Here is a 25,682-nt window from a genome sequence, read left to right as displayed (position 1 = left end):
GACTTCTCGCTTCTTGAGGCTTTGCCGGCCGTGAGGCACTGCCCGGGAACTGCCGGGCGGTGGCTCACTTGCCGTTGCGGCTGTCGTACTTCTCGTAGGCGTCGACGATACGGCCGACGAGCTTGTGCCGGACGACGTCCTGACTGGTGAGGCGGGAGAAATGCACGTCGTCGAGGCCCTCCAGGATCTCCTGGACCTGGCGCAGACCGCTCGTCGTGCCGCCCGGGAGGTCGACCTGGGTGACGTCACCGGTGATGACGATCTTCGATTCGAAGCCGAGGCGGGTGAGGAACATCTTCATCTGCTCGGGGCTGGTGTTCTGCGCCTCGTCGAGAATGATGAACGCGTCATTGAGGGTGCGACCACGCATATAGGCCAGCGGCGCGACCTCGATGGTGCCCGCGGCCATCAGGCGCGGAATCGAATCGGGGTCGAGCATGTCGTGCAGTGCGTCGTAGAGCGGGCGCAGATACGGGTCGATCTTTTCGTAGAGGGTGCCGGGCAGGAAGCCGAGGCGTTCGCCCGCCTCGACCGCGGGGCGGGTCAGGATGATGCGGTTGACCTGCTTTGCCTGCAGCGCCTGCACGGCCTTGGCCATCGCGAGATAGGTCTTGCCGGTGCCGGCCGGGCCGATGCCGAAGACGACCGTGTGCTGATCGATGGCGTCGACGTAGCGCTTCTGGTTGAGGGTCTTGGGGCGGATCGTGCGGCCCCGGTTCGACAGGATGTTCTGGGTGAGCACCTCGGCGGGTGTCTCGCCGTCCACGCCCTCGCCGTCCTCCGCCGAGCGCAGCATGGCGATGGAGCGTTCCACGGCGTCCTCCGTCATCGGTTGTCCGGTGCGGAGCACCAGCATCATCTCGTCGAACAGGCGCTGGATCAGGGCGACTTCCTCGGCGTCACCGACCGCGCTGACCTCATTGCCACGGACATGGATGTCGGTCGCGGGGAAGGCCTTCTCGATCACACGCAGGAGCGAGTCCCCGGATCCCAGAACCGTGACCATGGGGTGCTTGGCCGGGACGGTGAACTGGGCGTGCGCCTGCGGTTGCGTGGGTGTCTGCGTCATGGGCCGGCTCTGTGGCCTGGTCAACCCTCTCTCGTCAGCTCGACTCCTTGGGTTACCAGCCTACGACGGTGCACCGACAAGCCCGGGGTCTTTTACGGGGCGCGGGGAGCCGCCCCGGGCCCGGGGGCCGCTCAGGCGGGCCGGCGGAAGCCGATGGTGGGGACCGCGCGGGCCAGCGGAGCGGGGCGGTAGGCGGCGGGCAGCACCGCGTCCAGGAAGGCGTACTGGCGGCGCAGCGCGGCCGGCGCCCCCGCTTCATACGTGCGCACCTGCTGCCACCAGGCGGCGATCTCCGCCCAGCCGGGCGCGGACAGCGAGCCGCCGAATTCCTGCACGGACAGCGCGGCGCTGAGCCCCGCGAAGGCCAGCCGGTCGGCGAGCGGCCAGTCGGCGAGGGTGCCGGTGACGAAACCGGCCACGAAGACGTCGCCGGCGCCCGTCGGGTCCATCGCCTCCACGGCGATGGCGGGCACCTCGGCCTCCTCCCCGGTCCGCCCGTCCACCGCGCAGGCGCCCTCCGCGCCCATGGTGACCACGGCGAGCGGGACCCGCTCGGCGAGCTTGCGGGCGGCGGCACGCGGGCAGCTGGTGCGGGTGTAGCGCATCGCTTCCTCGGCGTTGGGCAGGAAGGCCTCGCAGTGTTCGAGGTCGGCGAGGTCGGCCGGGTCCCAGCGGCCGCTGTCGTCCCAGCCCACGTCCGCGAAGATGCGGCTGCCGCGGTCGGCCGCGCAGCCCAGCCAGCCCTCCCGCCTGCCGGGGACCAGCGAGGCGACGCAGGCGCGGGACGGCGGCGGGCAGCCCGGGGCGTGCCGGCCGTCGAAGGCGGATTCGGTGGGGGGCGCCTCGTGGCCGTGCGAGACCATCGTGCGTTCGCCCTCGTACGCCATGGAGACGGTGACCGGGGAGTGCCAGCCGGGGACGGTGCGGGAGAGCGCCAGATCGATGCCCTCGCCCTGGGAGAGCGCCTCCCAGCAGTACTCTCCGTACATGTCGTCGCCGAACGCGGCGGCCAGCGAGGTGCGCAGTCCGAGCCGGGCGAGCGCGGTGGCCATGTTGGCGACGCCGCCGGGGCTGGAGCCCATGCCGCGGGCCCAGGACTCGGTGCCGCGGACCGGGGCGGAATCCAGGCCGGTGAAGATGATGTCCAGGAAGACCGTGCCGGTGAGGTAGACGTCGGTGCCCGGGTCGCCCTCGGCGCGCACCGCGGCCAGCGGGTCGACCGCCGGCTGCCGGTCGCCCGGGAGCGCGGACGGTGGGATGTCGGCTCGGCCTGTGCTCACCGTGCTCGCCCCTCTCGTATCGGCACGTGCGGCCAGTGTGCCTGATGCTGCGGTACGTTCCGCCCCATGAGGCTCACGATTCTCGGCGGTGGCGGCTTCCGGGTGCCGCTGGTCTACCGCGCGCTGCTCGACGACCCGGCACGCTCCGTGTCCGAAGTGACGCTGTACGACACCGATCCACGCCGGCTCAAGGTGATCGCCGACGTCCTGGCGCGGCTGGCGCAGGGGCGTCACCGGCCGGTCCGGGTGCGGCTGGCCGAAGGCCTGGACGACGCGCTGACCGGCGCCGACTTCGTCTTCTCGGCGATCCGGGTGGGCGGCACGGCGGGGCGGATCAGCGACGAGCGGATCCCGCTGTCGGAGGGGGTGCTCGGCCAGGAGACGGTCGGCGCGGGCGGCGTCCTCTACGGGCTGCGCACGATCCCGGTGGCGCTGCACATCGCCGAACGGGTCGCCGCCCTCGCGCCGCGTGCCTGGGTCATCAATTTCACGAATCCGGCGGGCATGGTCACCGAGGCGATGGCCCAGGTGCTGGGCGACCGCGTCATCGGCATCTGCGACTCACCGGTGGGGCTGGTGCGCCGGGCGGCCCGCGCGCTGGGCACGGATCCGGCGGCCTTCGAGGACGCGGGCCGGGTCGCGTACGACTATGTGGGGCTCAACCACCTCGGCTGGCTGCGGTCGTTGACCGTCGACGGGACGGAGGTGCTGCCGCGGCTGCTGGCCGACGACGCGGCGCTGGGTTCCTTCGAGGAGGGCCGGCTCTTCGGCGCCGACTGGCTGCGGACGCTCGGTGCGCTGCCGAACGAGTATCTGCACTACTACTACTTCCGGCGCGAGACCCTGCACTCCATACGGGAGACGTCCCAGACCCGGGGCGAGTTCCTCGACCGTCAGCAGGGCGGTTTCTTCGAGCGGGCCTCGGCGGCCGGCGCTCCGGACGCGGCGTACGCGCTGTGGGAGCGGACCCGGCTGGAGCGCGAGGAGACGTACATGGCGCACAGCCGGGAGGCGAGCGGCGGCTGGCAGCGCGATGCGCACGATCTGGAGGGCGGCGGCTACGACCGGGTCGCGCTGGCCCTGATGCACGCCATCGTGGGGGACAGCGGCACCCGGCTGATCCTCAATGTCCGCAACGGGACGACGGTGCCGCAGCTGGCGCCGGACGCGATCGTGGAGACCGTCTGCGAGGTGACCTCCAAGGGGGCCCGCCCGCTGCCCTGCGCGCCGCTGCGCGAGGACCAGTTGGGGCTGATGCTCCAGGTCAAGGCGGTGGAGAAGGCGGCTGTCGAGGCCGCGACGTTCAAGGACCGGGGTGCGGCGCTGCGCGCGCTGGCGCTGCATCCGCTGGTGGACTCCCCCGCGGTGGCCGCCCGCATCCTGGAGCGGGCGGCCACCGGGGCGTGAGGGCGGGCCGGTCGACCGTCGGCGGTTGGCCGGTCACGGCAGGTGCGTGCCGGTGCCGCTGCCTGTCAGTGCCCCTGCTTGACCCATTCCTCCAGGTGGGGAGCCTCGTCGCCGATGGTGGTCGGATCGCCGTGGCCGGTGCGGACGGTGGTCTGCGGGGGCAGGGTCAGCAGCCGGTCCCGGATGGAGTCGATGATCGTCGGGAAGTCGGAGAAGGACCGGCCGGTGGCGCCGGGCCCGCCCTGGAAGAGGGTGTCGCCGGTGAAGACGGTGCCCAGGTCGGGCGCGTAGAGGCAGACGGCGCCCGGCGCGTGGCCGGGGGTGTGCAGCACCGTCAGGTCGGTGCCGGCGATGGTCAGCACCTGCCCCTCCGACAGTTCCGCGTCCGGCGCGGTGTCCGGGTGGGTCTGCTTCCACAGCGGCAGGTCGTCCGGGTGCAGATGGATCAGCGCCCCCGTACGCAGTGCCAGGGCCGGGGCGGCGTCGATGTGGTCGTTGTGCGCGTGGGTGCAGATGATGGCGCGCAGGGTGCGGCCGCCGAGCGCTTCGAGGATGGCGTCGGCGTCATGGGCGGCGTCGATGACGATCGCCTCGTCGTCGTCGCCGACGATCCAGACGTTGTTGTCGACGTCCCAGGTGCCGCCGTCGAGGGAGAAGGTGCCGGAGGTGACGAGGTGGTCGATGCGGGCCGCCATCAGAGGGTCACCACCGAGCGCAGGACGTCGCCCGCGTGCATCCGCTCGAAGGCCTGCTCGACGTCGTCGATGCCGATGGTCTCGGTGACGAAGGCGCCGAGGTCGATCCGGCCCTGCTGGTGCAGGTCGATCAGCATCGGGAAGTCGCGGGACGGCAGGCAGTCGCCGTACCAGGAGGACTTGAGGGCGCCGCCGCGGCCGAAGACGTCCAGGAGGGGAAGGTCCAGGGTCATCTCGGGGGTGGGGACGCCGACCAGGACGACGGTGCCGGCCAGGTCGCGGGCGTAGAACGCCTGCTTGTAGGTCTCGGGGCGGCCGACCGCCTCGATGACGACGTCGGCGCCGAAGCCGCCGGTCAGCTCGCGGATCGCCTCGATGGGGTCGGTGTTGCGGGAGTTGACGGTGTGGGTGGCGCCCATGGAGCGGGCGGTTTCCAGCTTCCGGTCGTCGACGTCCACCGCGATGATCTTCGCGGCGCCGGCCAGCCGGGCACCGACCACCGACGCGTCGCCGACACCGCCGCAGCCGATCACCGCGACGGTGTCACCGCGGCCGACGTTGCCGGTGTTGATGGCGGCCCCGATGCCCGCCATGACGCCGCAGCCCAGCAGTCCGGCGACGGCCGGCGAGACCTCCGGGTCGACCTTGGTGCACTGTCCGGCGGCGACCAGCGTCTTGTCGGCGAACGCGCCGATGCCGAGCGCCGGGCTCAGCTCGGTGCCGTCCTTGAGCGTCATCTTCTGCTTCGCGTTGTGCGTGTCGAAGCAGTACTGCGGGCGGCCGCGCAGGCATGCCCGGCACTGTCCGCACACCGCGCGCCAGTTGAGGACGACGAAATCGCCGGGTGCGACGTCCGTGACGCCGTCACCGACCGACTCCACCACTCCCGCCGCCTCGTGGCCGAGCAGGAAGGGGAAGTCGTCGTTGATGCCGCCCTGTTTGTAGTGCAGGTCGGTGTGGCACACCCCGCACGCCTGGATCTTCACCACGGCCTCGCCCGGCCCCGGATCCGGCACCAGGATCGTCTCCAGCCGGACGGGTTCGTTCTTCCCCGGCGCGATGACGCCGCGCACTTCCTGTGCCATCGGTACAGCCCCTCTCAAAGATCACTTACGGGACCACTGTGGCGCACTGCCACTGAGCCGTGCCACACCGTACGCGCGCGGGGCGGCGGCGCACAGGACCACGGCCGGGCCATGATCTTCCGGGGCCGGCTGACCGCCGGGGCCCGGCGGCCCGCCCCGGACGTTAGCGGGACGTTAGCCGTACGGTGACAGTTCATCAGCGGCGGCCGACAGTCTTGTTCCACGAACCCGAAGCGCCAGTTGAAAAGAACGGGAAGACCCATGTCGCAGACCACACTCCGCCTCGCCCGCAAGGCCGCCGCCGCCATGGTGATCACTGTCGCCGCGTTCGGGCTCACCGCCTGCCAGGACGGTGGCACCGACAACGCCTCGTCGTCCGCGGCTTCCGCACAGAGCGGCAAGCCCGCCGACCCCACGGCCAAGGACGCCAAGGGCACCGCCGCCGAGGTGCCGGCCGGCACGTCCGCGGAGTCCGGGACGAAGTGCACCGACCAGATCAACTACGCGGGCGACAGCCGCTCCAACGCCGAGATCAACAGCATCGGCGAGGACACCGGCCACTGCCCGACGCCGGAGAAGGGCGACAAGCCGAAGGGCACCCCCGAGAAGTCCGGCACCAGCTGCACCGACCAGATCAACTACGCCGGCGACAGCCGCTCCAACGCCGAGATCAACACCATTGGCGAGGACACCGGCCACTGCCCGACACCGGAGAAGGGCGACAAGCCGAAGGGCACCCCCAAGAAGCCCGGCACCAGCTGCACCAACCAGATCAACTACGCCGGCGACACCCGCTCCAACGCCGAGATCAACACCCTTGGCGACAAGACCGGCTACTGCCCACCGGTCCAGTGAGCCGGGGACTCAGGCACCCGCGGGCGCCGCGTCCGGCGGTGGATCGGCGGCCCCCGCCCCGCCGGTGGCACTGTGGGTGACCGGCGCGGGCCCGGTGGCGGTGCGCCGTCCGCGCGGCCGTTCGTTGCGGCCGCCGCCGCGGATCAGCGCGACGCCCATCGCCGCCAGTACCCCGACCACCGACAGCCCGATCAGCCCGCCGCGGGTCGAACCGGTGGCGTCCTGGAGGATGCCGAAGGCGGTCGGTGAGACGAAACCGCCGAGGTTGCCGAGGGAGTTGACCAGAGCGATGGCGGGCGCCGCGACCCGGGCGTCCAGGTAGCTCTGCGGGATGGTCCAGAAGACCGGTGAGGACGTCTTGAAGCCCATCGCCGCCAGGCACAGCGCGGCCAGCGCCAGCCACGGCGAGACCATGGTGGCCAGCAGGGTGCCGACCGACCCCAGCAGCAGCGCGCCGACCAGGAAGGGGCGCCGCCTGCCGATACGGTCCGAGGCCCGCCCCGCCACGTACACCGCCGCGATCGCGCACAGCCAGGGCACCGCGACCAGCAGCCCGACCTCGAACTCCGAGAGCCCACCGATGTCGTCGACGATGCTCGGGAGCCAGAAGGTGACCGCGTACAGCGCGATGGAGATGGCGAAGTACAGCCAGCAGAACAACAGCATCTGCGGGTCGGTCAGCAACCGCAGCCGGGAGACCTTCGCGGTGCCGCGCGCGGCGGTACGGGCAGCCTGCTCGGCGTCGATCGCCGCCGTCAGCGCGGCCTTCTCCGGCCCGGTGAGCCAGGTGGCGTCCTCCAGGCGGTTGTCCAGGAAGCGGAAGACGACCAGTCCGAGCAGGACGGACGCGATGCCCTCCAGGAAGAACATCCACTGCCAGCCGCTGTGCCCCAGCAGCCCGTGCATCTCCAGCAGCGCGCCGGACAGCGGCCCGGCGATGACCGAGGCGGTGCCCGAGCCCATCAGGAAGATGGCGGTGGCCCGGCCGCGGTCGGCGTCCGGCAGCCACCGGGTGAAGTAGTAGATGACCGCCGGGAAGAACCCGGCCTCCGCGACCCCCAGCAGGAAACGCAGCGCGTAGAACATCTCGGTGCTGGTCACGAAGGCCATCGCGGAGGCCACCAGGCCCCAGGTGATCATGATCCGGGTGAGCCAGATCTTGGCCCCGAAGCGCTCCATCAGCATGTTGCTGGGCACTTCGAAGATCGCGTACGCGACGAAGAACAGACCGGCGCCGAAGCCGAAGGCCGCGGCCGAGATGCCGACGTCGGCACGCAACTGGTCCTGCGCGAAGCCGATGTTGACCCGGTCGACGTAGTTGGCGACGAACATCACGAAGAACAGCGGGACGACCCGCTTGAAGATCTTGCCGACGGCGCTGCGCACCTGGGGATGGGACGGCTCCGGTGCCGGTACGGACGCGGAGGGTGCGGGTTCGGTGCTCACATGCGACTCCGTTGTCGGATGGGCGTCGGTCGGAGGGGCCGGTGTCCGGTGGCCACCTCCGGGGGCGGGGAAGGGCGCCGCGCGCCCCCCTTCACCAGCGCGGGACGGCGGGGGTCAGCCAGTCGGGGTCGGCCACCCGCATGGCCGCGGCGTCGTCGCGGGAGTGCTGGCCGCCGTCGTCGTCCAGCCAGCGGCGGTGCAGGACGGCGAGCCGGTCCCGGTCGAGGACGACGCCGAGACCGGGGGCGTCGCTGACGTCCAGCCGGCCTTCGCGGAAGGTGAGCCGCTCGGTGAGGACGTCCTCGGTCTGCCACGGGTAGTGGCTGTCGCAGGCGTAGTCGAGGTTGGGGACGGTCGCCGCGACGTGGGTCATCGCGGCGAGGCTGATACCCAGGTGGGTGTTGGAGTGCATGGACAGGCCGACGCCGAAGGTGCGGCAGACGGCAGCGAGTTCACGGGTGTTGCGCAGACCGCCCCAGTAGTGGTGGTCGGAGAGCACGACCTGCACGGCGCCGCGGCTGAACGCCTCGGCGATCTCGTCGAAGGTCGTCACGCACATGTTGGTCGCCAGCGGCAGCCCGGTCCCCGCCGCGACCTCCGCCATCCGCGCGGTGCCGCTCGCCGGGTCCTCCAGGTATTCCAGTACGTCCGCCAGCTCCTGCGCCACCTTCAGCGAGGTGCCCACGCTCCAGGCGCCGTTGGGGTCGAGCCGCAGCGGCTGCCCGGGGAATTCCGCCGCCAGCGCGCGGATGGCGGCGACCTCTTCGGCGGGCTCGAAGACACCGCCCTTGAGCTTGAACGACGTGAAGCCGTAGGTATCGGCGAACCGGCGGGCCTGGGCGACGACCCCGGCCGGGTCGAGCGCCGCGCCCCAGTCGTCGCGCTCGCCCCGCCCGCCCGGGTGCTCGGCCCACCGGTAGAAGAGATAGGCGCTGTATTCGACGCGGTCACGCACCTTGCCGCCCAGCAGCGCGTGCACGGGCAGCCCGACGGCCCGGCCCCAGGCGTCGAGGCAGCCGACCTCGAACCCGGAGAGCACCGACAGCCGCAGCTTGTCGGCGGTCTGCACGCCCCGCAGCCCGCCGACGTCGACCGCGTCGGCGCCGGTCGCGGCGGGCGAGTCGCCGCACACCCGGGCGGCGAGCGCGGGCAGCGAGTTCAGGTCCGTGACCGGCCGGCCGACGAGTGCGGCCGCCAACGGGCGGGCGATTTCCAGGTACTTGGTGTCCCCATAGGTCTCGCCGAGTCCGATGGCGCCGCCCGCCGTGACCACCTCGATGATCAGCCGGGGGGTGTACGGCTGGTGCACGCCCTGGGTGTTCAGCAGGGGCGGGTCGGCGACCAGGATCGGGGTCAGCCGGACCTCGGTGATGGTGAGGTCGGCGGCGGCGCCCAGGGGGGCGGCGGTGCCGGCGTGGCGGGTCATCGGGTGGCTCCTACGGGGTCGAGGCCGCTGCCGGGCAGGGCCGCCGGTGCAACGAGGCCATGCGGTCCGGGCGGTGCGCTGCTTCCGCCACGCCGCTCACCCGTCTCCGTATGTAGATGCTGTCCACACATGAAGATGGAGAGTAGGGAGCGCCCGAGCGGCCGTCAATACCCCTGACCGCAAAGGCCCTTGGCCTGCCACGACGCCCGCCCCTTACGATCGGCCCATGGCGGAGACCGGCGGAGTGCGCGAGGTGAAGTCGGCGGGTCGCACCGTCGAGCTGCTGGAACTGCTCGCAGCCCGCGGCGACCGCCCGGCCAGGCTGCGCGAACTCGCCGAGGAGCTGGGCGTCCCGCGCAGCTCGATGTACGCACTGCTGCAGACCCTGATCGACCGCGGCTGGGTACGCACCGACGCGACCGGCTCGCTCTACGGCATCGGCATCCGCGCCCTGCTGACCGGCACCAGCTACCTCGACTCCGACCCCCGGGTACGGGCCGCCCGGCCGTATCTCGACGAGGCGTCCGAGGCCCTGGGCGAGACCATCCACCTCGCCCGGCTGGACGGCCCGGACGTGGTCTACCTCGCCACCCGCGAGTCCCACGAATACCTGCGCACCTTCAGCCGGGTCGGCCGCAGGCTCCCGGCGCACGCCGGAGCCCTCGGCAAGGCCCTGCTGGCCGACCGCGACCCGGCCCGGCTCCCGCTCCCGGAAGGTGAGTTGGCGCAGCTCACCGGGAACACCCACACCGACCGGGCGGCGCTCGCCGCCGACCTGGCGGCGGTCCGCGCGCGCGGTTACGCGATCGACCGCGAGGAAGGCGTGGCCGGCATCGCGGGCTTCGGGTTCGCGCTGCGCTGCGACTCCCCCGCCACCGACGCGATCAGCGCCTCGGTGCCGCTCGCGCGGCTGACCGCCGCCCATGAGCGCCGGATCGTCGCCGTCATGCAGGAGATCCGGGCGAAGATCGAGGCGATCGTGCCGCACGCCCAGGGCCCCACCGCCCCCGACTGGCGCTGACCAGGGCCGGGCGGCCCCCCGCGCTTTCCCCGAGCCTTTACCAAGCGTTGAATCTTCGCGCGTAGATACCGAAATAAGGCTCTGTTAAACCTACTTGGGTCGCCAGAGGTCGTCAGACCTGCCGGGGCCGCACGATCCGCCCCGGTCCCCACCACCGACTTCCCAAGGAGCCGCGCATGCCCCGCCTCGCCCCCTCCCTTCCTGCCCTCTCCCGCCGCGCCCGCACCGGCACCGCGGTGGTCTGCGCCCTCGTCGCCGGCAGCGCCGCGTTCGGCGTCGGCCAGGCGACCGCCGAGCACTCCGTGCCGCGCACCGACAAGGAGATCCCCAACCTCACCCAGGTGCAGGACAAGATAAAGGCGTACTACGGCGACACGGTCACGGCCGACGGGCAGCACTACGCGTCCCCGCACAGCAACTACGCCCGCCAGGTCCGCGGCATCGAGGCGCGGGCCGACCGCTACCTCGACAAGGTGCTCACCCACCAGGGGACGCGGGGCGGCCACGGCGCGCACAAGAAGCCGGCCATCGTCCTCGACATGGACGACACCACGCTGCTCACCTACAACTTCGAGCTGCAGATCGGCTTCGCCTTCAACGAGAAGGCCCAGGACGCCTACCTGAAGAGCACCGACATGGACCCGGTCTTCGGCATGGACACCCTGGTGAACCGCGCCCGCGCCAAGGGCGCCGAGGTCTTCTTCCTCACCGGCCGCAAGGAGGCCCAGCGCGACTGGAGCACCCGCAACCTGAAGAACGTCGGCTACGACGTGCCGCTGGACCGCACGCACGTCTACCTCAAGGACAAGGAACACCCGCCGGCCTACCTGCCCTGCGGCGCGGACTGTACGACCGTCGAGTACAAGTCCGGGACCCGCAAGCACATCGAGTCCCTGGGCTACGACATCGTCGCCAACTTCGGCGACCAGTACAGCGATCTGCAGGGCGGTGCAGGCGACCGGACCTTCAAGCTGCCGAACCCGATGTACTACCTGCCGTAGGCAACACCGCGGCCCTCAGCGCCTCTTGGGGAGCGGCACGCGCATCAGGTCCCGGGCGACGGTGAGTTCGCCCGTGAAGCCCGCTGCGCGTGCCTGCCGCTCGAACTCCTCGGGGTCGGAGTAGCGCTGCGAGAAGTGCGTCAGCACCAGATGCCGCACGCCGCCCCGCACGGACACCTGACCGGCCTGCCCCGCGGTCAAATGGCCGTGATCGGCGGCCAGTTGGGCGTCCTCGTCCAGGAACGTCGACTCGATGACGAGCATGTCGGCGCCCTCCGCGAGGGTGTGCACGCCCGCACACAGCCGGGTGTCCATCACGAACGCGAACCGCTGGCCGGGCCGGACCTCGCTCACCTCGTCCAGGCTGACGCCGTTCAGCTCCCCGGCCCGCAGCAGCCGGCCGACATCGGGCCCGGCGATGCCGTGCGCCGCCAGCCGGTCCGGCAGCATCCGGCGGGCGTCCGGCTCCACGAGGCGGTAGCCGTACGACTCGACGGGGTGCGAGAGCTTGCACGCCGTCAGGACGTACGACGCCGACCGGTCCAGCTCACCGTCGGCGGCGACCGGCCGTTGCGTGAGCCGGACCGTCTCGCGGTAGGCGGTGGCGTAGCGCAGCCGGTCGAAGAAGTGCTGGCCGCTCGCCGGATAGTGCGCGGTGACCGGGTGCGGCACCCGGTCGAGGTTGATCCGCTGGATCACCCCGGCCAGTCCCAGCGAGTGATCGCCGTGGAAATGCGTGACACAGATCCGGTTGAGGTCATGGGCGGCGACCCCGGCGCGCAGCATCTGCCGCTGCGTCCCCTCACCGGGGTCGAAGAGCACGCCCTGCCCGTCCCACCGCAGCAGATAGCCGTTGTGGTTGCGGTGCCGGGTGGGCACCTGACTCGCGGTGCCGAGGACGACCAGTTCGCGTACGGACAACTCCCGCTCCCGACCCTCTGCCCCGTCAGACCAGGCGCTGGAGGTCGCGGCCGCCCAGCACATGCGCATGGGCGTGGAAGACGGTCTGGCCCGCGCCGGGACCGGTGTTGAAGACGATGCGATAGCCGGTCTCGTCGACCTTCTCCTCACCGGCCACCACGCCCGCCTCGCGCAGCACATCACCGGCGATCAGCGGCTCCGCGGCGGCCAGCTCCATGGCGTTGGCGTAGTGGACCTTGGGGATCACCAGGACGTGCGTCGGGGCCTGGGGGTTGATGTCGCGGAACGCGACGGTGGTCTCGGTCTCCCGGACGATGGTCGCCGGCACCTCCCCCGCCACGATCTTGCAGAACAGGCAGTCGGCCTGCGGTTCTCCCGCCACCGGTGAGCTCCTCCCAAGTCTTCGGCCGCCGCCGCCGAGCGCCGGACGGGCCGTTTCGAGCCGCGCCGGCCGCCCCGGCCGGGTCGCTGCCCGGCGTGGCCACCATGCGCCGTACACAGGACGCGTACGCCTCTGGATGCTACCGGGCGCCCCCGACCGGCCCCCGCAGCGACCGGGTGGCCACCCGGTCGCTGCGGTGTGGCGACGTGGTGGACCGATGAGGTGACCCGGTGACAGACGGCCGCGTGTGTGTGCGGACGGCCGGGCCGGGCAGGCGGTCCCGATCAGCCGGTCACGAGGCCGCGGGATCACTAAGCTGGGCCCGCAGACCGCTTTTCGCCCACAACCGGGAGTTATGCACCATGGCAACCACGCGCACCGCCAAGACCCACTGGGAAGGCAACCTCCTGGAGGGCAAGGGCACCGTCGCCCTGGAGTCCTCCAAGGTCGGCACCTATGACGTGAACTGGCCCGCCCGCGCGGAGCAGCCGGGCGGCGTCACCAGCCCCGAGGAGCTCATCGCCGCCGCCCACTCCGCCTGCTACTCCATGGCCTTCTCGCACGGCCTGGCCGGCAAGGGCTACACCGTCGAAAAGGTCGACACCCAGGCCGATGTGACGTTCCAGCCCGGCGAGGGCATCACCGGCATCGTCCTGAACGTCCGCGCCACGGTCCCCGGCCTGTCCGAGGACGACTTCCAGGCGGCCGCCCAGGACGCCAAGGCCAACTGCCCGGTCAGCCAGGCGCTGGCGGGCGTCAAGAACATCACGCTCAAGGTTCAGCTGGTCTGATCCGCCCGGAGCCGCGGCGGCCCTGGCGGCCGCTCCGCCCGGAAAGCAACAGCGGTGCGCCGGCGGGCCCCTGAGGGCCGGCCGGCGCACCGCCGCGTGGCACTCGGCCCCGCCGGGCCCGCGGTCAGCTCCAGCGCCCCGTACGGCCCAACAGCAGCGCCGTCGCGGCCGTACCGGCGGTGGAGGTGCGCAGCACGGTGCTGCCGAGACGGTAGGGCCCGGCGCCCGCCTCGGCGAAGGCGGCCAGCTCCTCCGGCGAAACGCCGCCCTCGGGACCGACGACGAGCACGATGCGGCCGGCGGCGGGGAGTTCGGCGGTGGCGAGCGGGGCGCTGCCCTCCTCGTGGAGGACGGCGGCGAAGTCGGCGTCCGCGAGCAGCGCCGCGACCTGCTTGGTCGTCAGCGGGTCGGCCACCTCGGGAAAGGTCAGCCGACGCGACTGTTTGCCCGCCTCACGGGCCGTGGCCCGCCATTTGGCCAGCGACTTCGCGGCCCGCTCACCCTTCCACTGGGTGACGCAACGCGCCGCCTGCCAGGGGACGATGGCATCGACGCCGGTCTCGGTCATCGTCTCGACGGCCAGCTCACCCCGGTCACCCTTGGGCAAGGCCTGGACGACGGTGATCAGCGGGGCCGCCGGGTCCTCGGTCCGCACCTCGGTCACCGAGACCGTCAGCCGGTCCTTGCCCTCGACGGCCGCGACCGTGCCCCGCGCACCGGACCCGCCGCCGTCCGTCAGCACGACCTCCTCGCCGACCCGCAGCCGGCGCACGGACACCGCGTGCCGCCCCTCGGGGCCGTCCAGGATCAGCGTGCCGCCGGCCCGGACGTCCGCGAGCGAATCGACGAGGAAGACCGGCGCGGTCATGACGCGGCCCCGGGACGGCTCAACGCCGCGCGCGCCGCGTCGAGTTCGGCCACCAGCACCTCGACCAGCTGCCCGGCCGGCAGCTCACGCGCCATGCGGTGCCCCTGTCCGGCCCACAGCGCCATGCCCTGGGCGTCGCCCGCCTTGGCCGCGGCCTTGCGCAGTCCGGAGGTGAGGTGGTGGACGGCCGGGTAGGCGGCCGGGGCGTACGGGCCGTGCTCGCGCAGGAATCGGTTGACCAGGCCGCGGGCCGGCCGCCCGGAGAACGCCCGGGTCAGTTCGGTACGGGTGAACAGCGGGTTGGTCAGCGCCTGCTTGTGCAGGGTGTTGGCACCCGACTCGGGAGTGACCAGGAAGGCCGTGCCGAGCTGCGCCATGGAGGCGCCCGCCGCCAGCACGGCGGCGATCTGCGCACCGCGCATCAGCCCGCCGGCCGCGATGATCGGGATCTGCACGGCCTCGTAGACCTGCGCGACCAGCGAGAGCAGCCCGATACCGGCGCCGGTGCCGTCGGCCTGCGGGTCGTCGCGATGGGTGCTCTGGTGGCCGCCGGCCTCGATGCCCTGGACGCAGACCGCGTCCGCGCCGGACCACTGCGCGGCCTGCGCCTCGGCCGCGGTGGTGACGGTCACGACGGTGTAGGTGCCGACCGCGGCGAACGCGTCGAGGACCGCGCGGGAGGGGCAGCCGAAGGCGAACGAGACGACCGGCACCGGGTCGTCCCGCAGGATCGCCAGCTTGGCCTCGTAGCCGTCATCGACGCCGCCGTACGGGTCGATCTCGCCGAGCGGGGTCTCGTACCAGGTCGATTCGCCGGCCAGCTGCTCGCGGTAGACCTCGACGGCGGCGACATCGGCGAGCGTGGGCTGCGGCATGAAGAGGTTCACGCCGAAGGGCCGGTCGGTCAGCCCACGCAGCTGTTTGATCTCCTGATACATGCCGTCGGCGGTTTTGTAGCCGGCGGCGAGGAAGCCGAGACCGCCGGCTTCGCTGACGGCGGCGGCGAGCTCCGGACGCGCGGAGCCGCCCGCCATCGGGGCCTGCACGATCGGGTAGCGGCAAAGATCGGTCAGCGCGGTGGGCATGACCACATCGTGTCACGTCCACTGTCACACCCCGAACCGGGTCCGCGCCGGTCCCGGGGTCTCCCCCGGAACCGGCGCGGACTCGAACAGCTACGGACTACCGCCCGTTGAAGGCATCCTTCAGCCGCGAGAAAAGCCCTTGCTGCCCCGGCTGAAAGGTGCCCGTGGGGCGTTCTTCACCCCGGAGCTTTGCCAGCCGCCGCAGCAACTCTTCCTGCTCGGGATCGAGCTTGGAGGGGGTCTGCACCTCAACGTGGACGATCAGGTCGCCCCGGCCGCCGCCGCGCAGATGGGTCACGCCGCGTTGGTGCAGCGGGATCGACTGACCGGACTGGGTGCCGGGCCGTACGTCGATCTCCTCCACCCCGTCGAGCGTCTCCAGCGGGCACTTGGTGCCCAGCGCGGCCGCCGTCATCGGGATGGTCACCGTGCAGTGCAGGTCGTCACCGCGGCGTTGGAAGACCGGGTGCGCGACCTCGTGGATCTCGACGTAGAGGTCACCGGCGGGGCCGCCGCCGGGGCCGACCTCGCCCTCGCCCGCGAGCTGGATCCGGGTGCCGTTGTCGACACCGGCCGGGATCTTGACCGTGAGGGTGCGCCGGGAGCGGATGCGTCCGTCGCCCGCGCACTCCGGGCACGGCGTCGGGACGACGGTCCCGAAGCCCTGGCACTGCGGGCAGGGCCGCGAGGTCATGACCTGGCCCAGGAAGGACCGGGTGACCTGCGAGACCTCGCCGCGGCCGCGGCACATGTCGCAGGTCTGCGCCGAGGTGCCCGGCGCGGCGCCCTCGCCGCTGCATGTGGTGCAGACCACGGCGGTGTCGACCTGGATGTCCTTGGTCGTGCCGAATGCCGCTTCGTTGAGCTCGATGTCCAGCCGGATCATGGCGTCCTGGCCGCGGCGGGTGCGCGAGCGCGGTCCGCGCTGCGACGCCGTGCCGAAGAAGGCGTCCATGATGTCGGAGAAGTTGCCGAAGCCCGCGCCGAAGCCGCCGGCTCCCTGGCCGCCGCCCGCCTGCGAGAGGGGGTCGCCGCCGAGGTCGTAGACCTGCTTCTTCTGCGGGTCGGACAACACCTCGTAAGCGGCGTTGATTTCCTTGAAGCGTTCCTGAGTCTTGGGATCAGGGTTGACGTCCGGGTGGAGCTCACGCGCCAACCGCCGGAATGCCTTCTTGATCTCGTCCTGCGAAGCGTCGCGGCGCACGCCGAGTACGGCGTAGTAGTCCGTGGCCACTTACGACTCCGCCAGGATCTGTCCGACGTAACGTGCCACTGCGCGTACCGCTCCCATCGTTCCGGGGTAGTCCATGCGGGTCGGTCCGACCACGCCGAGTTTGGCGACTGCCTCGTCGCCCGAACCGTAGCCGACCGCGACGACCGATGTGGACGCCAGGCCTTCATGAGCATTCTCATGCCCGATACGTACGGTCATGCCCGAGTCCTCGCCGAGCAGCTTGAGCAGCACCACGTGCTCCTCAAGGGCCTCCAGCACCGGCCGGATGGTCAGTGGGAAGTCGTGCCCGAAGCGCGTGAGATTGGCGGTGCCGCCAATGACCAGCCGCTCTTCGGTCTCCTCCACCAGAGTCTCCAGCAACACCGACAGCACTGTCGAGACCGTGCCGCGGTCCTCCTGCTCGAAGGATTCCGGGAGATCCTGCACCAGTTGCGGCACATCCGCGAACCGGCGCCCCACGACACGGCTGTTGAGCCGCGCCCGCAGGTCCGCCAGGGACGTCTCGCCGAACGGCGCCTCGCAGTCCACCAGCCGCTGCTCGACCCGCCCCGTGTCGGTGATCAGCACCAGCATCAGCCGGGCCGGGGCCAGCGACAGCAGCTCGACATGACGGACCGTGGACCGCGTCAGGGACGGGTACTGCACGACCGCCACCTGCCGGGTCAGCTGCGCCAGCAGCCGGACCGTGCGGCCCACCACGTCGTCGAGGTCGACGGCGCCGTCCAGGAAATTCTGGATGGCCCGCCGCTCCGGCGAGGACAGCGGCTTCACGCCGGCCAGCTTGTCGACGAACAGGCGGTAGCCCTTGTCGGTGGGGATCCGCCCGGCGCTGGTGTGCGGCTGGGCGATGAATCCCTCGTCCTCCAGGACCGCCATGTCATTACGGACCGTGGCCGGGGAGACCCCGAGCTGGTGGCGCTCGGTGAGCGCCTTGGAGCCGACCGGCTCCTCCGTCCCGACATAGTCCTGGACGATGGCGCGCAGCACTTCGAGCCTGCGTTCGCTGAGCATCCCGCGCACCTCCACTCCGGCCGTCCTGCCGATTCGTCTCGCGTTCGTCCTGCCTGGCACTCACACGGGCCGAGTGCCAAACACTGAGCCAGTGTACGGCCGGGTAGCACGGGCACGTAAAGGGCGGCTGATCGGCGGCCGTCCCGGCGCGGGCGCCTTGACCGGGTTCGGTGTATCTGCCGGGCAACGCTATCGCGATGGAGCTAGCGTCTCGGTATGCACAGTGGATGGGAAGAGGCCGGTTGGGAACGGCTCGGTGACGGTGTGGCCAGGCGGCGGATGCCCGGCTGGGACGAAACGGTCGGCGTCATCACCGGGTCCGCCGGCGTGATGATCGTCGACACCGGTGCGACGCTGCGCGACGGCGCGGATCTGCGCCGCGCGATCCGCGGCGTGGTGGGCAGAGAAGTGACACATGTCGCTCTTACCCACCCGCATTTCGATCATGTGCTGGGCACCGCCGCCTTCGCGGGCGTCGAGGTCTTCGGCGCGGCCGGTCTCGACGAGCTGCTGCTGCGCGAGCGGGACGCGCTGCGACTGTCCGCGGTGCGGCACGGCGTCGACCCGGACGCGGCCGCGGAGGCCGCCGACCTGCTGGTCCGCCCGCACCACCTCGTGCACGGTGAGCTGACCGTCGATCTCGGCGGCCGCTCGGTGCTGCTCGCCAATGTCGGCCCCGGTCACACCGCCCACGACATGGCCGTCCTGGTGCCGGGCCGGCACGGCGCCGCCGAGATCGTCTTCTGCGGCGATCTCGTCGAGGAGTCCGGTGAGCCGCAGGCCGGCCGGGACGCGCAGCCGCTGCGGTGGCCGGGGGCGCTGGACCGGCTGCTGACACTCGGCGGGGAGGACGCGGTGTACGTACCGGGGCACGGCGCCGCGGTGAATGCCCGTTTCGTCCGTGAGCAACGCGACGCCCTGGCCGCCCGCTTCGGCGTGTCCCCCGCCTGAGCGCGGCCGTCCCCTTATCTTCCGTCCCGTCCCCTGCCCGTCCCGTCCTCCCGGCGCCGCCGTCGGTCACAGAACAGGTCCCGTTCCCCATGCAGAGCAAGCGCTACAGCCCCGACCTCACCCCGTCCTGGAAGAAGCAGCGCCCCGCACCCGAGGTGCCGGCCGATCCCGATCTGGTGGTCGAGGAGGTGGTGACGGGCTTCTGCGGCGCCGTCATCAGCTGCGAGAAGTCGTCACAGGGGCCGACGGTCACCCTGGAGGACCGCTTCGGCAAGCTGCGGGTCTTCCCCATGGAACCGCGAGGCTTCCTGCTGGAGGGCAAGGTCGTCACGCTCGTACGCCCCCGGAGCACGCCCGCCGCCAGCGCCCCGGCGCGTACGGCGTCCGGCTCGCTCGCCGTCCCCGGTGCCCGTGCCCGGGTGGCGCGGGCCGGCCGCATCTATGTCGAGGGCCGGCACGACGCCGAGCTGGTCGAGCGGGTCTGGGGCGACGACCTGCGCATCGAGGGTGTCGTCGTGGAATACCTGGAGGGCATCGACGATCTGCCGTCGATCGTCCGCGGCTTCTCGCCCGGCCCGGACGCGCGCCTCGGGGTCCTCGTCGACCACCTGGTGCCCGGCTCCAAGGAGTCCCGGATCGCGGCCGAGGTCACGGACCCGGATCTGCTGGTCGTGGGGCACCCGTACATCGACGTCTGGGAGGCGGTGAAGCCGTCCTCCGTCGGGATCCCCGCCTGGCCGACGGTGCCGCGCGGCCAGGACTGGAAGACGGGCGTCTGCCGGGCTCTGGGCTGGCCGGAGAACACCGGCGCCGCCTGGCAGCGGATCCTGTCCTGCGTCCGCTCCTACAAGGACATCGAACCGGCCCTGCTGGGGCGGGTCGAGGAGCTGATCGACTTCGTCACGGCCGGCGGTGCGGCCTGACGCCGGGGAGGATGCCGAAGTCGCCGGTGTCCAGCTCGATGCCGAGCAGGTCCAGCGGCACACGGTCGCCGAACTTGGTGATCCGCTGCACCGTGTAGTCGGCCTCGTCGCCGCCGCCGACAGGCTCGGTGAGCAGCACGCAGTGGGCCACGATGGGGTCGATGATCAGGTACGCGGGCACCTTGCCCGCGGCGTAGATCGAGCGCTTGATGCCGTAGTCGCGGTCCACGCTGGTCTTGGAGACGACTTCCACGAGCACCGTGACCACCGCGGACGGCAGGAGGCGCCCGGACTCCGGCCCGGCGTCCCGTTCCAGCACCACGAGATCGGGAACCGGTTCGCTCTGCTCGCTCAGGATGTCGATGTCCTGGGTCTGAAGGCGTTCCCACTTCTGACGCGGGATCTGATCCATGACCTCCTGCACGATCCGGTTATGGACCAGATCCGGCCCCGCCACCATCACAATTTCCCCCCGGAGGAGCTCAATCTTCACGCCCTCGGGAACCTCAATGGTCTCGAAGAGCTCCCTCATCCGGCGTTCGTCCACAGCGGTCATCTCCATGGTTTCGCTTACCGTCGCCGTGTTGGGCGGCCCGGCCAGGGGGAGCCTAGGCAGGTTCGGAGGCCCGTCGCATCGGTTCACTCATTCGGTGACTCAGTCCACCAGATCCCGCACCACGGCGTCAGCCAGCAGCCGTCCCCGGAGTGTCAGAACGGCCCGGCCGGCCTCGTACGGGCCCGCCTCCAGCAGCCCGTCGGCCAGGGCACGCGCCGCCGCACGCGCCCCGTCCGGGGCGAGCAGGTCCAGCGGGCAGCCGTCGGCCAGCCGCAGTTCCAGCAGGATGCGCTCGACGCGGCGGTCCTCGGCGGGGAGGATCTCGCGGCCCGCGCCCGGGGAGCGGCCCTCGGTCAGGGCCTGGGCGTAGGCGCCGGGGTGCTTGACGTTCCACCAGCGCACGCCGCCGACATGGCTGTGCGCGCCCGGTCCGGCGCCCCACCAGTCGGCGCCGGTCCAGTACAGCTCGTTGTGGCGGCAGCGGGCGGCCTCCGTGGTGGCCCAGTTGGAGACCTCGTACCAGGTGAAGCCGGCGGCGGCGAGGCGTTCGTCGGCGATGAGGTAGCGGTCGGCGTGCACGTCGTCGTCGGTCATCGGGACCTCGCCGCGGCGGATCCGGCGGGCCAGCTGGGTGCCCTCCTCGACGATCAGGGCGTACGCCGAGATGTGGTCGGGTCCGGCGCCGAGCGCCGCGTCCAGGGTGGCGCGCCAGTCGTCGTCGCTCTCGCCCGGGGTGCCGTAGATCAGGTCGAGGTTGACGTGGTCGAATCCGGCCGCGCGGGCCTCCGCCACACAGGCCTCGGGGCGGCCGGGGGTGTGCGTGCGGTCGAGGATCTTCAGGACGTGCTGCCGGGCGCTCTGCATGCCGAAGGAGACGCGGTTGAAGCCGCCTTCGCGCAGCTCGGTGAGGTAGCGCGGGTCGACGGATTCCGGGTTGGCCTCGGTGGTGATCTCGGCATGCGGGGCGAGGCCGAATTCGTCCCGGATGGCGGCGAGCATCTTCGCCAGATCGGCGGCGGGCAGCAGGGTCGGGGTGCCGCCGCCGACGAAGACGGTCTCGACGGGCCGCGGGTCGTCGCCGAGGACCTTGCGGGCCAGCCGGATCTCCTCGACGAGAGTGTCGGCGTAGTTGTCGCGGGAGGCCAGGGCGCCGCCGGAGCCGCGCAGCTCGTTGGCGGTGTAGGTGTTGAAGTCGCAGTAGCCGCAGCGGGTGGCGCAGTACGGGACATGCAGATAGAAGCCGAGGGGCCGCCCGGCCGCCCCCGTCAGCGCATGACCGGGCAGCGCCCCGTCCTCGGGCATCGGCTCACCATCAGGCAGTGCGGAAGGCATGAGGACCATTGTCCGTCATGGCGGGGCGGGGTCGGGCCGCGCGGCCGGGCCGGGGGCGGTGGCTACGGTTTCCGGTCGGCCGCCTGCAGGACCAGCAGCGCCAGATCGTCGTCCGGCGGGGTGAGGGCGAAGGCGTGCACGGTTTCGCGGATGTGTTCCGCGATGGCGGTGGCGGCCAGTCCTTTGCAGGCGGCGAGGGCCGTGGCCAGGCCGTCCTCGTCGTCGAACTGGCTGCGGCCGGAGCGGCGCTCGGTCACCCCGTCGGTCACGCACAGCAGCGTCTCCCCGGGGCAGAGGTCGAACGACTCGCTTTCGTACGCCGCGTCCTCGACGACTCCCAGCAGCATCTGCGGTGCCGCGACGACCCGGACCGCGCCGTCCGCGCCGAGCACCAGGGGCAGCGGGTGGCCGGCGCTGGCGAGGGTGCAGCGGGCACCGCCGGAGCCGCCGGCGTACGGCACGATCTCGCCGTAGAGGAGGGACAGAAAGCGGGCCTGTTCGCCCTCGTCGCGGATCTCGACCGGTGACTCGGCGCCCGCACCGGCCGCGGCCACCGCCGCGGCGACCGCGGCGACGGAGTCCGCGGCCTCCCGGGCCATGGTCTTGTTGAGCCGGTCGAGGACCTCGGCGACTCCGAAACCGTCCCGGGCCAGCAGCCGCAGGACGGGCCGGGCCAGGCCGGTCACCGCGGCGGCCTCGGGGCCGCTGCCGCAGACATCGCCCAGGGCGAAGCACCAGCGGCCGTCGCCGGCGTCGAAGAGGTCCCAGAAGTCGCCGCCCGCCCAGGCGCCCTCGCGCGGTTCGTAGACCACCGCCGACTCGACGCCCGGCACCTGCGCACGGCCCCTCGGCAGCAGCCTGCGCTGCAGGACCTGGCTGATGCGTTCCTGCCGGCTGTAGGCACGGGCGGTGGCGACGGCGCGGGCGACCCGGCGGCACAGGTCCTCGACGAGGCCGACGACCTCGTCGGGGAAGCGCAGCAGGCCGCTCCGGCCGAGCACCAGGGTGCCGAGGTGGCGGCCGCCGGCGATCAGCGGGCAGGCCAGGGAGGCGCCGCCGGGGCCGTAGCCGCCCGGTTCCTGCGGCCAGGGCCAGGGGACGGCGGTGGCGGCGTTGCGCAGCGCCCCACCGGGGTCGCGGACGTTCAGGACCGGCGGGTCCTTCTCCAGGGCGGCGCGCAGCGAGTCGATGCGGCTCTCGGAGTAGTGCCAGACGCGGGCGAGCCGCTGCGCCCCGTCGTCGGTGCCGAGGCCGCGGCCGGGCGCCCCGCCGTCGCCGTCGTACAGCCACACCGCGCACCAGTCGGCGAGCCGCGGGACGGTCAGCTGGGCGGCGAGGGAGGCGACCTGGTCGGCGTCGAGCTGTCCGGAGAGGAGGTCGGAGGCCTCGGCGAGGAAGGACAGTGCGCCCTGGTTGATCCAGTCGGCGTCGGAGTGCGGCCCGGCGGGCCGGCGCGGCGCCGGGGCGAGGAGTTCGGCGGCGCGCAGTCCGCGCTGCAGCATCTGGTTGTCGAAGACGTCCTCGGGCTCGGGCCGGCCCGCGGAGCCGCTGACGAGCAGCCGGAACCACACGGTCTTCATGGTGCGGCGGTAGGTGACGCCCCAGGATGCGGCGACCGCGCCGACCAACTGCAGGCCGTGGCCGCCGCTTTCGGAGGCCGGGCCGTCCTCGCGGCCGCGCACCGGCCGGGCCGGGTGGTGGTCGGAGACCTCGATGACGACGCCGGGAACCCCGTCGTCGAAGTCCGGGTCCGTACCGGATCCGCCGGTCTCCGGCGTGGCCGCCCGCCCGTCGCCCGCCTCCAGCCGGCAGCGCAGTTCGACGGTGGTGCCGGCGTGCACCACGGCGTTGGTGACCAACTCGCTGACCAGCAGCACCGCTTCGTCCGCGAGCCGCTCGGTGAGGTCCTCGGCGCCGGGCAGCCGCCGGGCACTCCAGTCGGCGAACGCGGTCCGGACGAACTGCCGGGCGGCGGCCGCGGCCCTCGGGTCCCCGGGCAGGCAGGCCCGTCGGGAGAGGACCGCCGTGATGTCGTCCCGTCGTGATGAAGTTGTCGTCGTCATGAGCAACTCCCCAGCAGCTCCGCACGGCGCCGGATGCGCCACCGACAGAGTGACAGACCGAGCGCAGCCATAAGCACCGAGTCACCGAACTGGGTGGTCGCAGCCGTGATCCCGGCCGGCGCGGAACGGAGTCGCCGATGCGTACGGGAAACCTGTATGGACACCTGCGGGCGTGGGGGCGCTGGGGCCGCTGGTGCGAAATCCCAGTGGCCCATGGGGGCTCACGCGCCCGCCGCGCCCTCTCGCGCACCGGCGCAGCACAACGGGGCGGCGCACAGGAGGCGGACTCCTGCGCACCGCCCCGTGAGGCAGCGAGCCGCGGCGTGCCCGCGGCGGTGGGTCACGCCTCGCGCGAGCCCGCGTACATCTCGTCGAGCAGGTCCTTGAACGTCCGCTCCACGACAGGCCGCTTGACCTTGAGGCTGGGCGTCACCTCGCCGTGCTCGATGTCCAGGTCACGCGGCAGCAGCCGGAACTTGCGGATCTGCTGCCAGCGCTGCAGGCCTTCGTTGACCCGCTCGACATAGCCGTCGATCAGCTCGCGGGCCCGGTCGGTGGCGACGACCTCGGCGTACGTCTTGCCCTCCAGGCCGTTCTCCTTCGCCCAGCCCATGATCGTCGGCTCGTCGAGGGCGATCAGCGCGGTGCAGAAGTTCCGGTTGGCACCGTGCACCAGCACGTTGGAGACGAACGGGCAGACGGCCTTGAACTGGCCCTCCACCTCGGCCGGGGCGATGTACTTGCCGCCCGAGGTCTTGATCAGGTCCTTCTTGCGGTCGGTGATGCGCAGGAAGCCGTCATCGGACAGCTCGCCGATGTCGCCGGTGTGGAACCAGCCGTCCGACTCCAGGACCTCGGCGGTCTTGTCGGGCAGGCCGTGGTAGCCCTCCATGATGCCGGGGCCGCGCAGCAGGATCTCGCCGTCCTCCGCGATCCGTACCTCGGTGCCGGGCAGCGGCTTGCCGACCGTTCCGGTGCGGTAGGACTCGCCGGGGTTGACGAAGCTGGCGGCGCTGGACTCCGTCAGGCCGTAGCCCTCCAGGATGTGGATGCCGGCGCCGGAGAAGAAGTAGCCGATCTCGGGCGCGAGCGCGGCCGAGCCGGAGACGGCGGCGCGCATCCTGCCGCCGAAGGCCTCCCGGAGCTTGGAGTAGACGAGCGCGTCGGCGACCTTGTGCTTGGCGCCGAGCGCGAAGGGCACCGAGGCGTTGCCGGTGCGCCGGAAGTTGTCCTGGGAGACCTTGGCGTACTCGCGGGCCACCTCGGCCGCCCACTGGAAGATCTTGTACTTCGCGCCACCACCCGCGCGCGCCTTGGCCGCGACGCCGTTGTAGACCTTCTCGAAGATCCGCGGGACGGCCGCCATGTACGTGGGGCGGACGATCGGGAGGTTATCGATGATCTTGTCGACCCGGCCGTCGACGGCGATCACATGGCCGACCGAGATCTGGCCGGCGGTCAGCACCTTGCCGAAGACGTGCGCCAGCGGCAGCCAGAGGTACTGGGTGTCTTCCGCGGTGACCAGCCCGGTCGCCTGGATCGCGCTCGCCATGTAGGACCAGCAGTCGTGCGGCAGCCGGACGCCCTTGGGGCGGCCGGTGGTCCCGGAGGTGTAGATCAGGGTGGCCAGCTGGTCGGCGCGCAGCGCACCGACCCGCTCCTTGACGCAGCCCGGGTTCTTCTCCAGGTGGTCGGCGCCGCGGCGCTCCAGCTCGGCGAGCGAGAGCACCCAGCCGTCCGGGTCGCCTTCGGCGGGCTGTGCGTCCGCCTCCTCGATGACGACGACGTGCGCCAGGTCGGGCAGCTCGGCGCGCTTCTCGCGGGCCTTGGCGAGCTGCGAGGCGTCCTCGGCGATCAGCACCCGGCTGCCGGAGTCGGCCAGGATGTAGGCGGTCTCCTCGGTGTTGGTGCTGGGGTAGACCGTGGTGGTGGCGGCGCCGGAGCACAGCACACCGAGGTCGGCGAGGATCCATTCGACGCGGGTGGCGGCGGCCAGTGCCACCCGCTCCTCGGGGCGTACGCCCAGGGCGATCAGGCCTGCGGCCGCGGCGTAGACGCGCTGGGCGGCCTCGGCCCAGGTCATCGCCTTCCAGTCGTCCGGCCCCTCGCCCGAGGCGGCCGGGACCGGATAGCGATAGGCCTCGATATCGGGCGTGGTCGCGACCCTCTCCAGGAAGAGGGTCGCCACTGAAGGCGGCCGGTTCTCGATCAGCGTGTGGGTGTCCGTCACGGCATCCTCCGGGGCCCGCTTCGTTGCTGGTGACTCGCGAGTAACCTTTG

The 25,682-nt window shown here is 71.9% G+C and carries 23 protein-coding genes; 7 read left to right on the top strand and 16 right to left on the bottom strand.

Annotated features, from left to right (window positions below; translation table 11 throughout):
• Nucleotides 1–64: 64 nt before the first annotated feature.
• Nucleotides 65–1,069, bottom strand: a complete 1,005-nt coding sequence (locus tag ACIRQ7_RS13750; RefSeq protein ID WP_404262380.1) for a PhoH family protein — start codon at nt 1,067–1,069, stop codon at nt 65–67.
• A gap of 131 nt (nt 1,070–1,200) precedes the next feature.
• Entirely contained in the window at nt 1,201–2,349 is a 1,149-nt protein-coding gene (locus ACIRQ7_RS13745; RefSeq protein WP_401471623.1) for a carbohydrate kinase family protein, read from the bottom strand.
• Between the two features lie 66 nt (nt 2,350–2,415).
• Between ACIRQ7_RS13745 and ACIRQ7_RS13740 the strand changes: the two genes are divergently transcribed.
• Entirely contained in the window at nt 2,416–3,756 is a 1,341-nt protein-coding gene (locus ACIRQ7_RS13740; protein WP_404262378.1) for a 6-phospho-beta-glucosidase, read from the top strand.
• 65 nt (nt 3,757–3,821) lie between these two features.
• Here ACIRQ7_RS13740 and ACIRQ7_RS13735 read toward each other — a convergent pair whose 3' ends face one another.
• Together ACIRQ7_RS13735 and ACIRQ7_RS13730 are read right to left on the bottom strand one after the other, a co-directional pair.
• On the bottom strand, nt 3,822–4,451 hold the full coding sequence (locus ACIRQ7_RS13735) for an MBL fold metallo-hydrolase (RefSeq protein WP_404262377.1): 630 nt from the start codon (nt 4,449–4,451) through the stop codon (nt 3,822–3,824).
• Nucleotides 4,451–5,536: an S-(hydroxymethyl)mycothiol dehydrogenase gene (locus tag ACIRQ7_RS13730; RefSeq protein WP_403670248.1), complete on the bottom strand. Its 1,086-nt coding sequence runs from the start codon at nt 5,534–5,536 to the stop codon at nt 4,451–4,453. Before ACIRQ7_RS13730 ends, ACIRQ7_RS13735 begins: the two co-directional genes overlap by 1 nt.
• Before the next feature lie 261 nt (nt 5,537–5,797).
• On the opposite strand from ACIRQ7_RS13730, the gene ACIRQ7_RS13725 reads away from it, so the two are divergent.
• Nucleotides 5,798–6,391, top strand: coding sequence for a hypothetical protein (locus tag ACIRQ7_RS13725; protein ID WP_404262376.1), 594 nt, complete (start codon nt 5,798–5,800; stop codon nt 6,389–6,391).
• Between the two features lie 9 nt (nt 6,392–6,400).
• On the opposite strand, the gene ACIRQ7_RS13720 is transcribed toward ACIRQ7_RS13725, so the two are convergent.
• Entirely contained in the window at nt 6,401–7,723 is a 1,323-nt protein-coding gene (locus ACIRQ7_RS13720; protein ID WP_404263118.1) for an MFS transporter, read from the bottom strand.
• Nucleotides 7,724–7,928: 205 nt separating this feature from the next.
• Complete coding sequence (locus ACIRQ7_RS13715) at nt 7,929–9,263, bottom strand: glucarate dehydratase family protein (protein ID WP_404262375.1); 1,335 nt, start codon at nt 9,261–9,263, stop codon at nt 7,929–7,931.
• A gap of 226 nt (nt 9,264–9,489) precedes the next feature.
• Here ACIRQ7_RS13715 and ACIRQ7_RS13710 point away from each other — a divergent pair, with 226 nt between their 5' ends.
• Together ACIRQ7_RS13710 and ACIRQ7_RS13705 are read left to right on the top strand one after the other, a co-directional pair.
• Entirely contained in the window at nt 9,490–10,284 is a 795-nt protein-coding gene (locus ACIRQ7_RS13710; RefSeq protein ID WP_404262373.1) for an IclR family transcriptional regulator, read from the top strand.
• A gap of 176 nt (nt 10,285–10,460) precedes the next feature.
• Complete coding sequence (locus ACIRQ7_RS13705) at nt 10,461–11,285, top strand: HAD family acid phosphatase (protein WP_404262372.1); 825 nt, start codon at nt 10,461–10,463, stop codon at nt 11,283–11,285.
• A gap of 15 nt (nt 11,286–11,300) precedes the next feature.
• On the opposite strand, the gene ACIRQ7_RS13700 is transcribed toward ACIRQ7_RS13705, so the two are convergent.
• The gene (locus tag ACIRQ7_RS13700; protein ID WP_404262370.1) at nt 11,301–12,206 is read right to left on the bottom strand and encodes a ribonuclease Z; all 906 of its coding nucleotides are present in this window, start codon (nt 12,204–12,206) and stop codon (nt 11,301–11,303) included.
• A gap of 25 nt (nt 12,207–12,231) precedes the next feature.
• The gene (locus tag ACIRQ7_RS13695; protein ID WP_401471596.1) at nt 12,232–12,588 is read right to left on the bottom strand and encodes a histidine triad nucleotide-binding protein; all 357 of its coding nucleotides are present in this window, start codon (nt 12,586–12,588) and stop codon (nt 12,232–12,234) included.
• A 362-nt stretch (nt 12,589–12,950) separates the two neighbouring features.
• On the opposite strand from ACIRQ7_RS13695, the gene ACIRQ7_RS13690 reads away from it, so the two are divergent.
• Nucleotides 12,951–13,379 carry an OsmC family protein gene (locus tag ACIRQ7_RS13690; protein ID WP_404262368.1) on the top strand — a complete coding sequence of 143 codons (429 nt, stop codon included), beginning with the start codon at nt 12,951–12,953 and terminating at the stop codon, nt 13,377–13,379.
• Nucleotides 13,380–13,503: 124 nt separating this feature from the next.
• Here the strand turns inward: ACIRQ7_RS13690 and ACIRQ7_RS13685 are convergent, their stop codons facing one another.
• From ACIRQ7_RS13685 to hrcA, 4 genes are all read right to left on the bottom strand, one after another.
• A complete protein-coding gene (locus ACIRQ7_RS13685) occupies nt 13,504–14,247 on the bottom strand; it encodes a 16S rRNA (uracil(1498)-N(3))-methyltransferase (protein ID WP_404262367.1) in 744 nt (247 codons plus the stop codon).
• Nucleotides 14,244–15,332, bottom strand: coding sequence for a nitronate monooxygenase (locus ACIRQ7_RS13680; protein ID WP_404262366.1), 1,089 nt, complete (start codon nt 15,330–15,332; stop codon nt 14,244–14,246). Before ACIRQ7_RS13680 ends, ACIRQ7_RS13685 begins: the two co-directional genes overlap by 4 nt.
• Nucleotides 15,333–15,429: 97 nt before the next feature.
• Entirely contained in the window at nt 15,430–16,566 is a 1,137-nt protein-coding gene (gene dnaJ / locus ACIRQ7_RS13675; protein ID WP_401471584.1) for a molecular chaperone DnaJ, read from the bottom strand.
• Nucleotides 16,567–17,577, bottom strand: coding sequence for a heat-inducible transcriptional repressor HrcA (hrcA, locus tag ACIRQ7_RS13670; protein ID WP_401471581.1), 1,011 nt, complete (start codon nt 17,575–17,577; stop codon nt 16,567–16,569).
• 216 nt (nt 17,578–17,793) lie between these two features.
• On the opposite strand from hrcA, the gene ACIRQ7_RS13665 reads away from it, so the two are divergent.
• A complete protein-coding gene (locus ACIRQ7_RS13665; protein ID WP_404262364.1) occupies nt 17,794–18,528 on the top strand; it encodes an MBL fold metallo-hydrolase in 735 nt (244 codons plus the stop codon).
• A gap of 89 nt (nt 18,529–18,617) precedes the next feature.
• Complete coding sequence (locus ACIRQ7_RS13660; RefSeq protein ID WP_404262363.1) at nt 18,618–19,451, top strand: DUF3097 domain-containing protein; 834 nt, start codon at nt 18,618–18,620, stop codon at nt 19,449–19,451.
• On the opposite strand, the gene ACIRQ7_RS13655 is transcribed toward ACIRQ7_RS13660, so the two are convergent.
• The 4 genes from ACIRQ7_RS13655 to ACIRQ7_RS13640 all read right to left on the bottom strand — a co-directional run bounded on the left by ACIRQ7_RS13655 (nt 19,429) and on the right by ACIRQ7_RS13640 (nt 25,632).
• The gene (locus ACIRQ7_RS13655; protein WP_404263116.1) at nt 19,429–20,007 is read right to left on the bottom strand and encodes a Uma2 family endonuclease; all 579 of its coding nucleotides are present in this window, start codon (nt 20,005–20,007) and stop codon (nt 19,429–19,431) included. The genes ACIRQ7_RS13660 and ACIRQ7_RS13655 overlap by 23 nt on opposite strands.
• 99 nt (nt 20,008–20,106) lie before the next feature.
• Nucleotides 20,107–21,339: a radical SAM family heme chaperone HemW gene (gene hemW, locus ACIRQ7_RS13650; protein ID WP_401471572.1), complete on the bottom strand. Its 1,233-nt coding sequence runs from the start codon at nt 21,337–21,339 to the stop codon at nt 20,107–20,109.
• Between the two features lie 62 nt (nt 21,340–21,401).
• A complete protein-coding gene (locus tag ACIRQ7_RS13645) occupies nt 21,402–23,402 on the bottom strand; it encodes a SpoIIE family protein phosphatase (RefSeq protein ID WP_404262361.1) in 2,001 nt (666 codons plus the stop codon).
• A 340-nt stretch (nt 23,403–23,742) separates the two neighbouring features.
• Nucleotides 23,743–25,632, bottom strand: a complete 1,890-nt coding sequence (locus tag ACIRQ7_RS13640) for an AMP-dependent synthetase/ligase (RefSeq protein ID WP_401471566.1) — start codon at nt 25,630–25,632, stop codon at nt 23,743–23,745.
• Nucleotides 25,633–25,682: the final 50 nt, after the last annotated feature.

This window comes from Streptomyces sp. NPDC101393, from assembly GCF_044767385.1.
In the GTDB taxonomy this organism is placed as follows: Bacteria; Actinomycetota; Actinomycetes; order Streptomycetales; family Streptomycetaceae; genus Streptomyces.
This window is presented reverse-complemented; position numbering and strand designations above follow the sequence as displayed.

Bases quoted from the DNA above. Each gene is read 5' to 3' on its own strand.
- ACIRQ7_RS13750 (WP_404262380.1), bottom strand. From the start codon at position 1,069: ATGACGCAGACACCCACGCAACCGCAGGCGCACGCCCAGTTCACCGTC.
- ACIRQ7_RS13740 (WP_404262378.1), top strand. From the start codon at position 2,416: ATGAGGCTCACGATTCTCGGCGGTGGCGGCTTCCGGGTGCCGCTGGTC.
- ACIRQ7_RS13735 (WP_404262377.1), bottom strand. From the start codon at position 4,451: ATGGCGGCCCGCATCGACCACCTCGTCACCTCCGGCACCTTCTCCCTC.
- ACIRQ7_RS13730 (WP_403670248.1), bottom strand. From the start codon at position 5,536: ATGGCACAGGAAGTGCGCGGCGTCATCGCGCCGGGGAAGAACGAACCC.
- ACIRQ7_RS13725 (WP_404262376.1), top strand. From the start codon at position 5,798: ATGTCGCAGACCACACTCCGCCTCGCCCGCAAGGCCGCCGCCGCCATG.
- ACIRQ7_RS13720 (WP_404263118.1), bottom strand. From the start codon at position 7,723: ATGTTCGTCGCCAACTACGTCGACCGGGTCAACATCGGCTTCGCGCAG.
- ACIRQ7_RS13715 (WP_404262375.1), bottom strand. From the start codon at position 9,263: ATGACCCGCCACGCCGGCACCGCCGCCCCCCTGGGCGCCGCCGCCGAC.
- ACIRQ7_RS13710 (WP_404262373.1), top strand. From the start codon at position 9,490: ATGGCGGAGACCGGCGGAGTGCGCGAGGTGAAGTCGGCGGGTCGCACC.
- ACIRQ7_RS13705 (WP_404262372.1), top strand. From the start codon at position 10,461: ATGCCCCGCCTCGCCCCCTCCCTTCCTGCCCTCTCCCGCCGCGCCCGC.
- ACIRQ7_RS13690 (WP_404262368.1), top strand. From the start codon at position 12,951: ATGGCAACCACGCGCACCGCCAAGACCCACTGGGAAGGCAACCTCCTG.
- ACIRQ7_RS13685 (WP_404262367.1), bottom strand. From the start codon at position 14,247: ATGACCGCGCCGGTCTTCCTCGTCGATTCGCTCGCGGACGTCCGGGCC.
- ACIRQ7_RS13680 (WP_404262366.1), bottom strand. From the start codon at position 15,332: ATGCCCACCGCGCTGACCGATCTTTGCCGCTACCCGATCGTGCAGGCC.
- hrcA (WP_401471581.1), bottom strand. From the start codon at position 17,577: ATGCTCAGCGAACGCAGGCTCGAAGTGCTGCGCGCCATCGTCCAGGAC.
- ACIRQ7_RS13665 (WP_404262364.1), top strand. From the start codon at position 17,794: ATGCACAGTGGATGGGAAGAGGCCGGTTGGGAACGGCTCGGTGACGGT.
- ACIRQ7_RS13660 (WP_404262363.1), top strand. From the start codon at position 18,618: ATGCAGAGCAAGCGCTACAGCCCCGACCTCACCCCGTCCTGGAAGAAG.
- ACIRQ7_RS13655 (WP_404263116.1), bottom strand. From the start codon at position 20,007: ATGACCGCTGTGGACGAACGCCGGATGAGGGAGCTCTTCGAGACCATT.
- hemW (WP_401471572.1), bottom strand. From the start codon at position 21,339: ATGCCTTCCGCACTGCCTGATGGTGAGCCGATGCCCGAGGACGGGGCG.
- ACIRQ7_RS13645 (WP_404262361.1), bottom strand. From the start codon at position 23,402: ATGACGACGACAACTTCATCACGACGGGACGACATCACGGCGGTCCTC.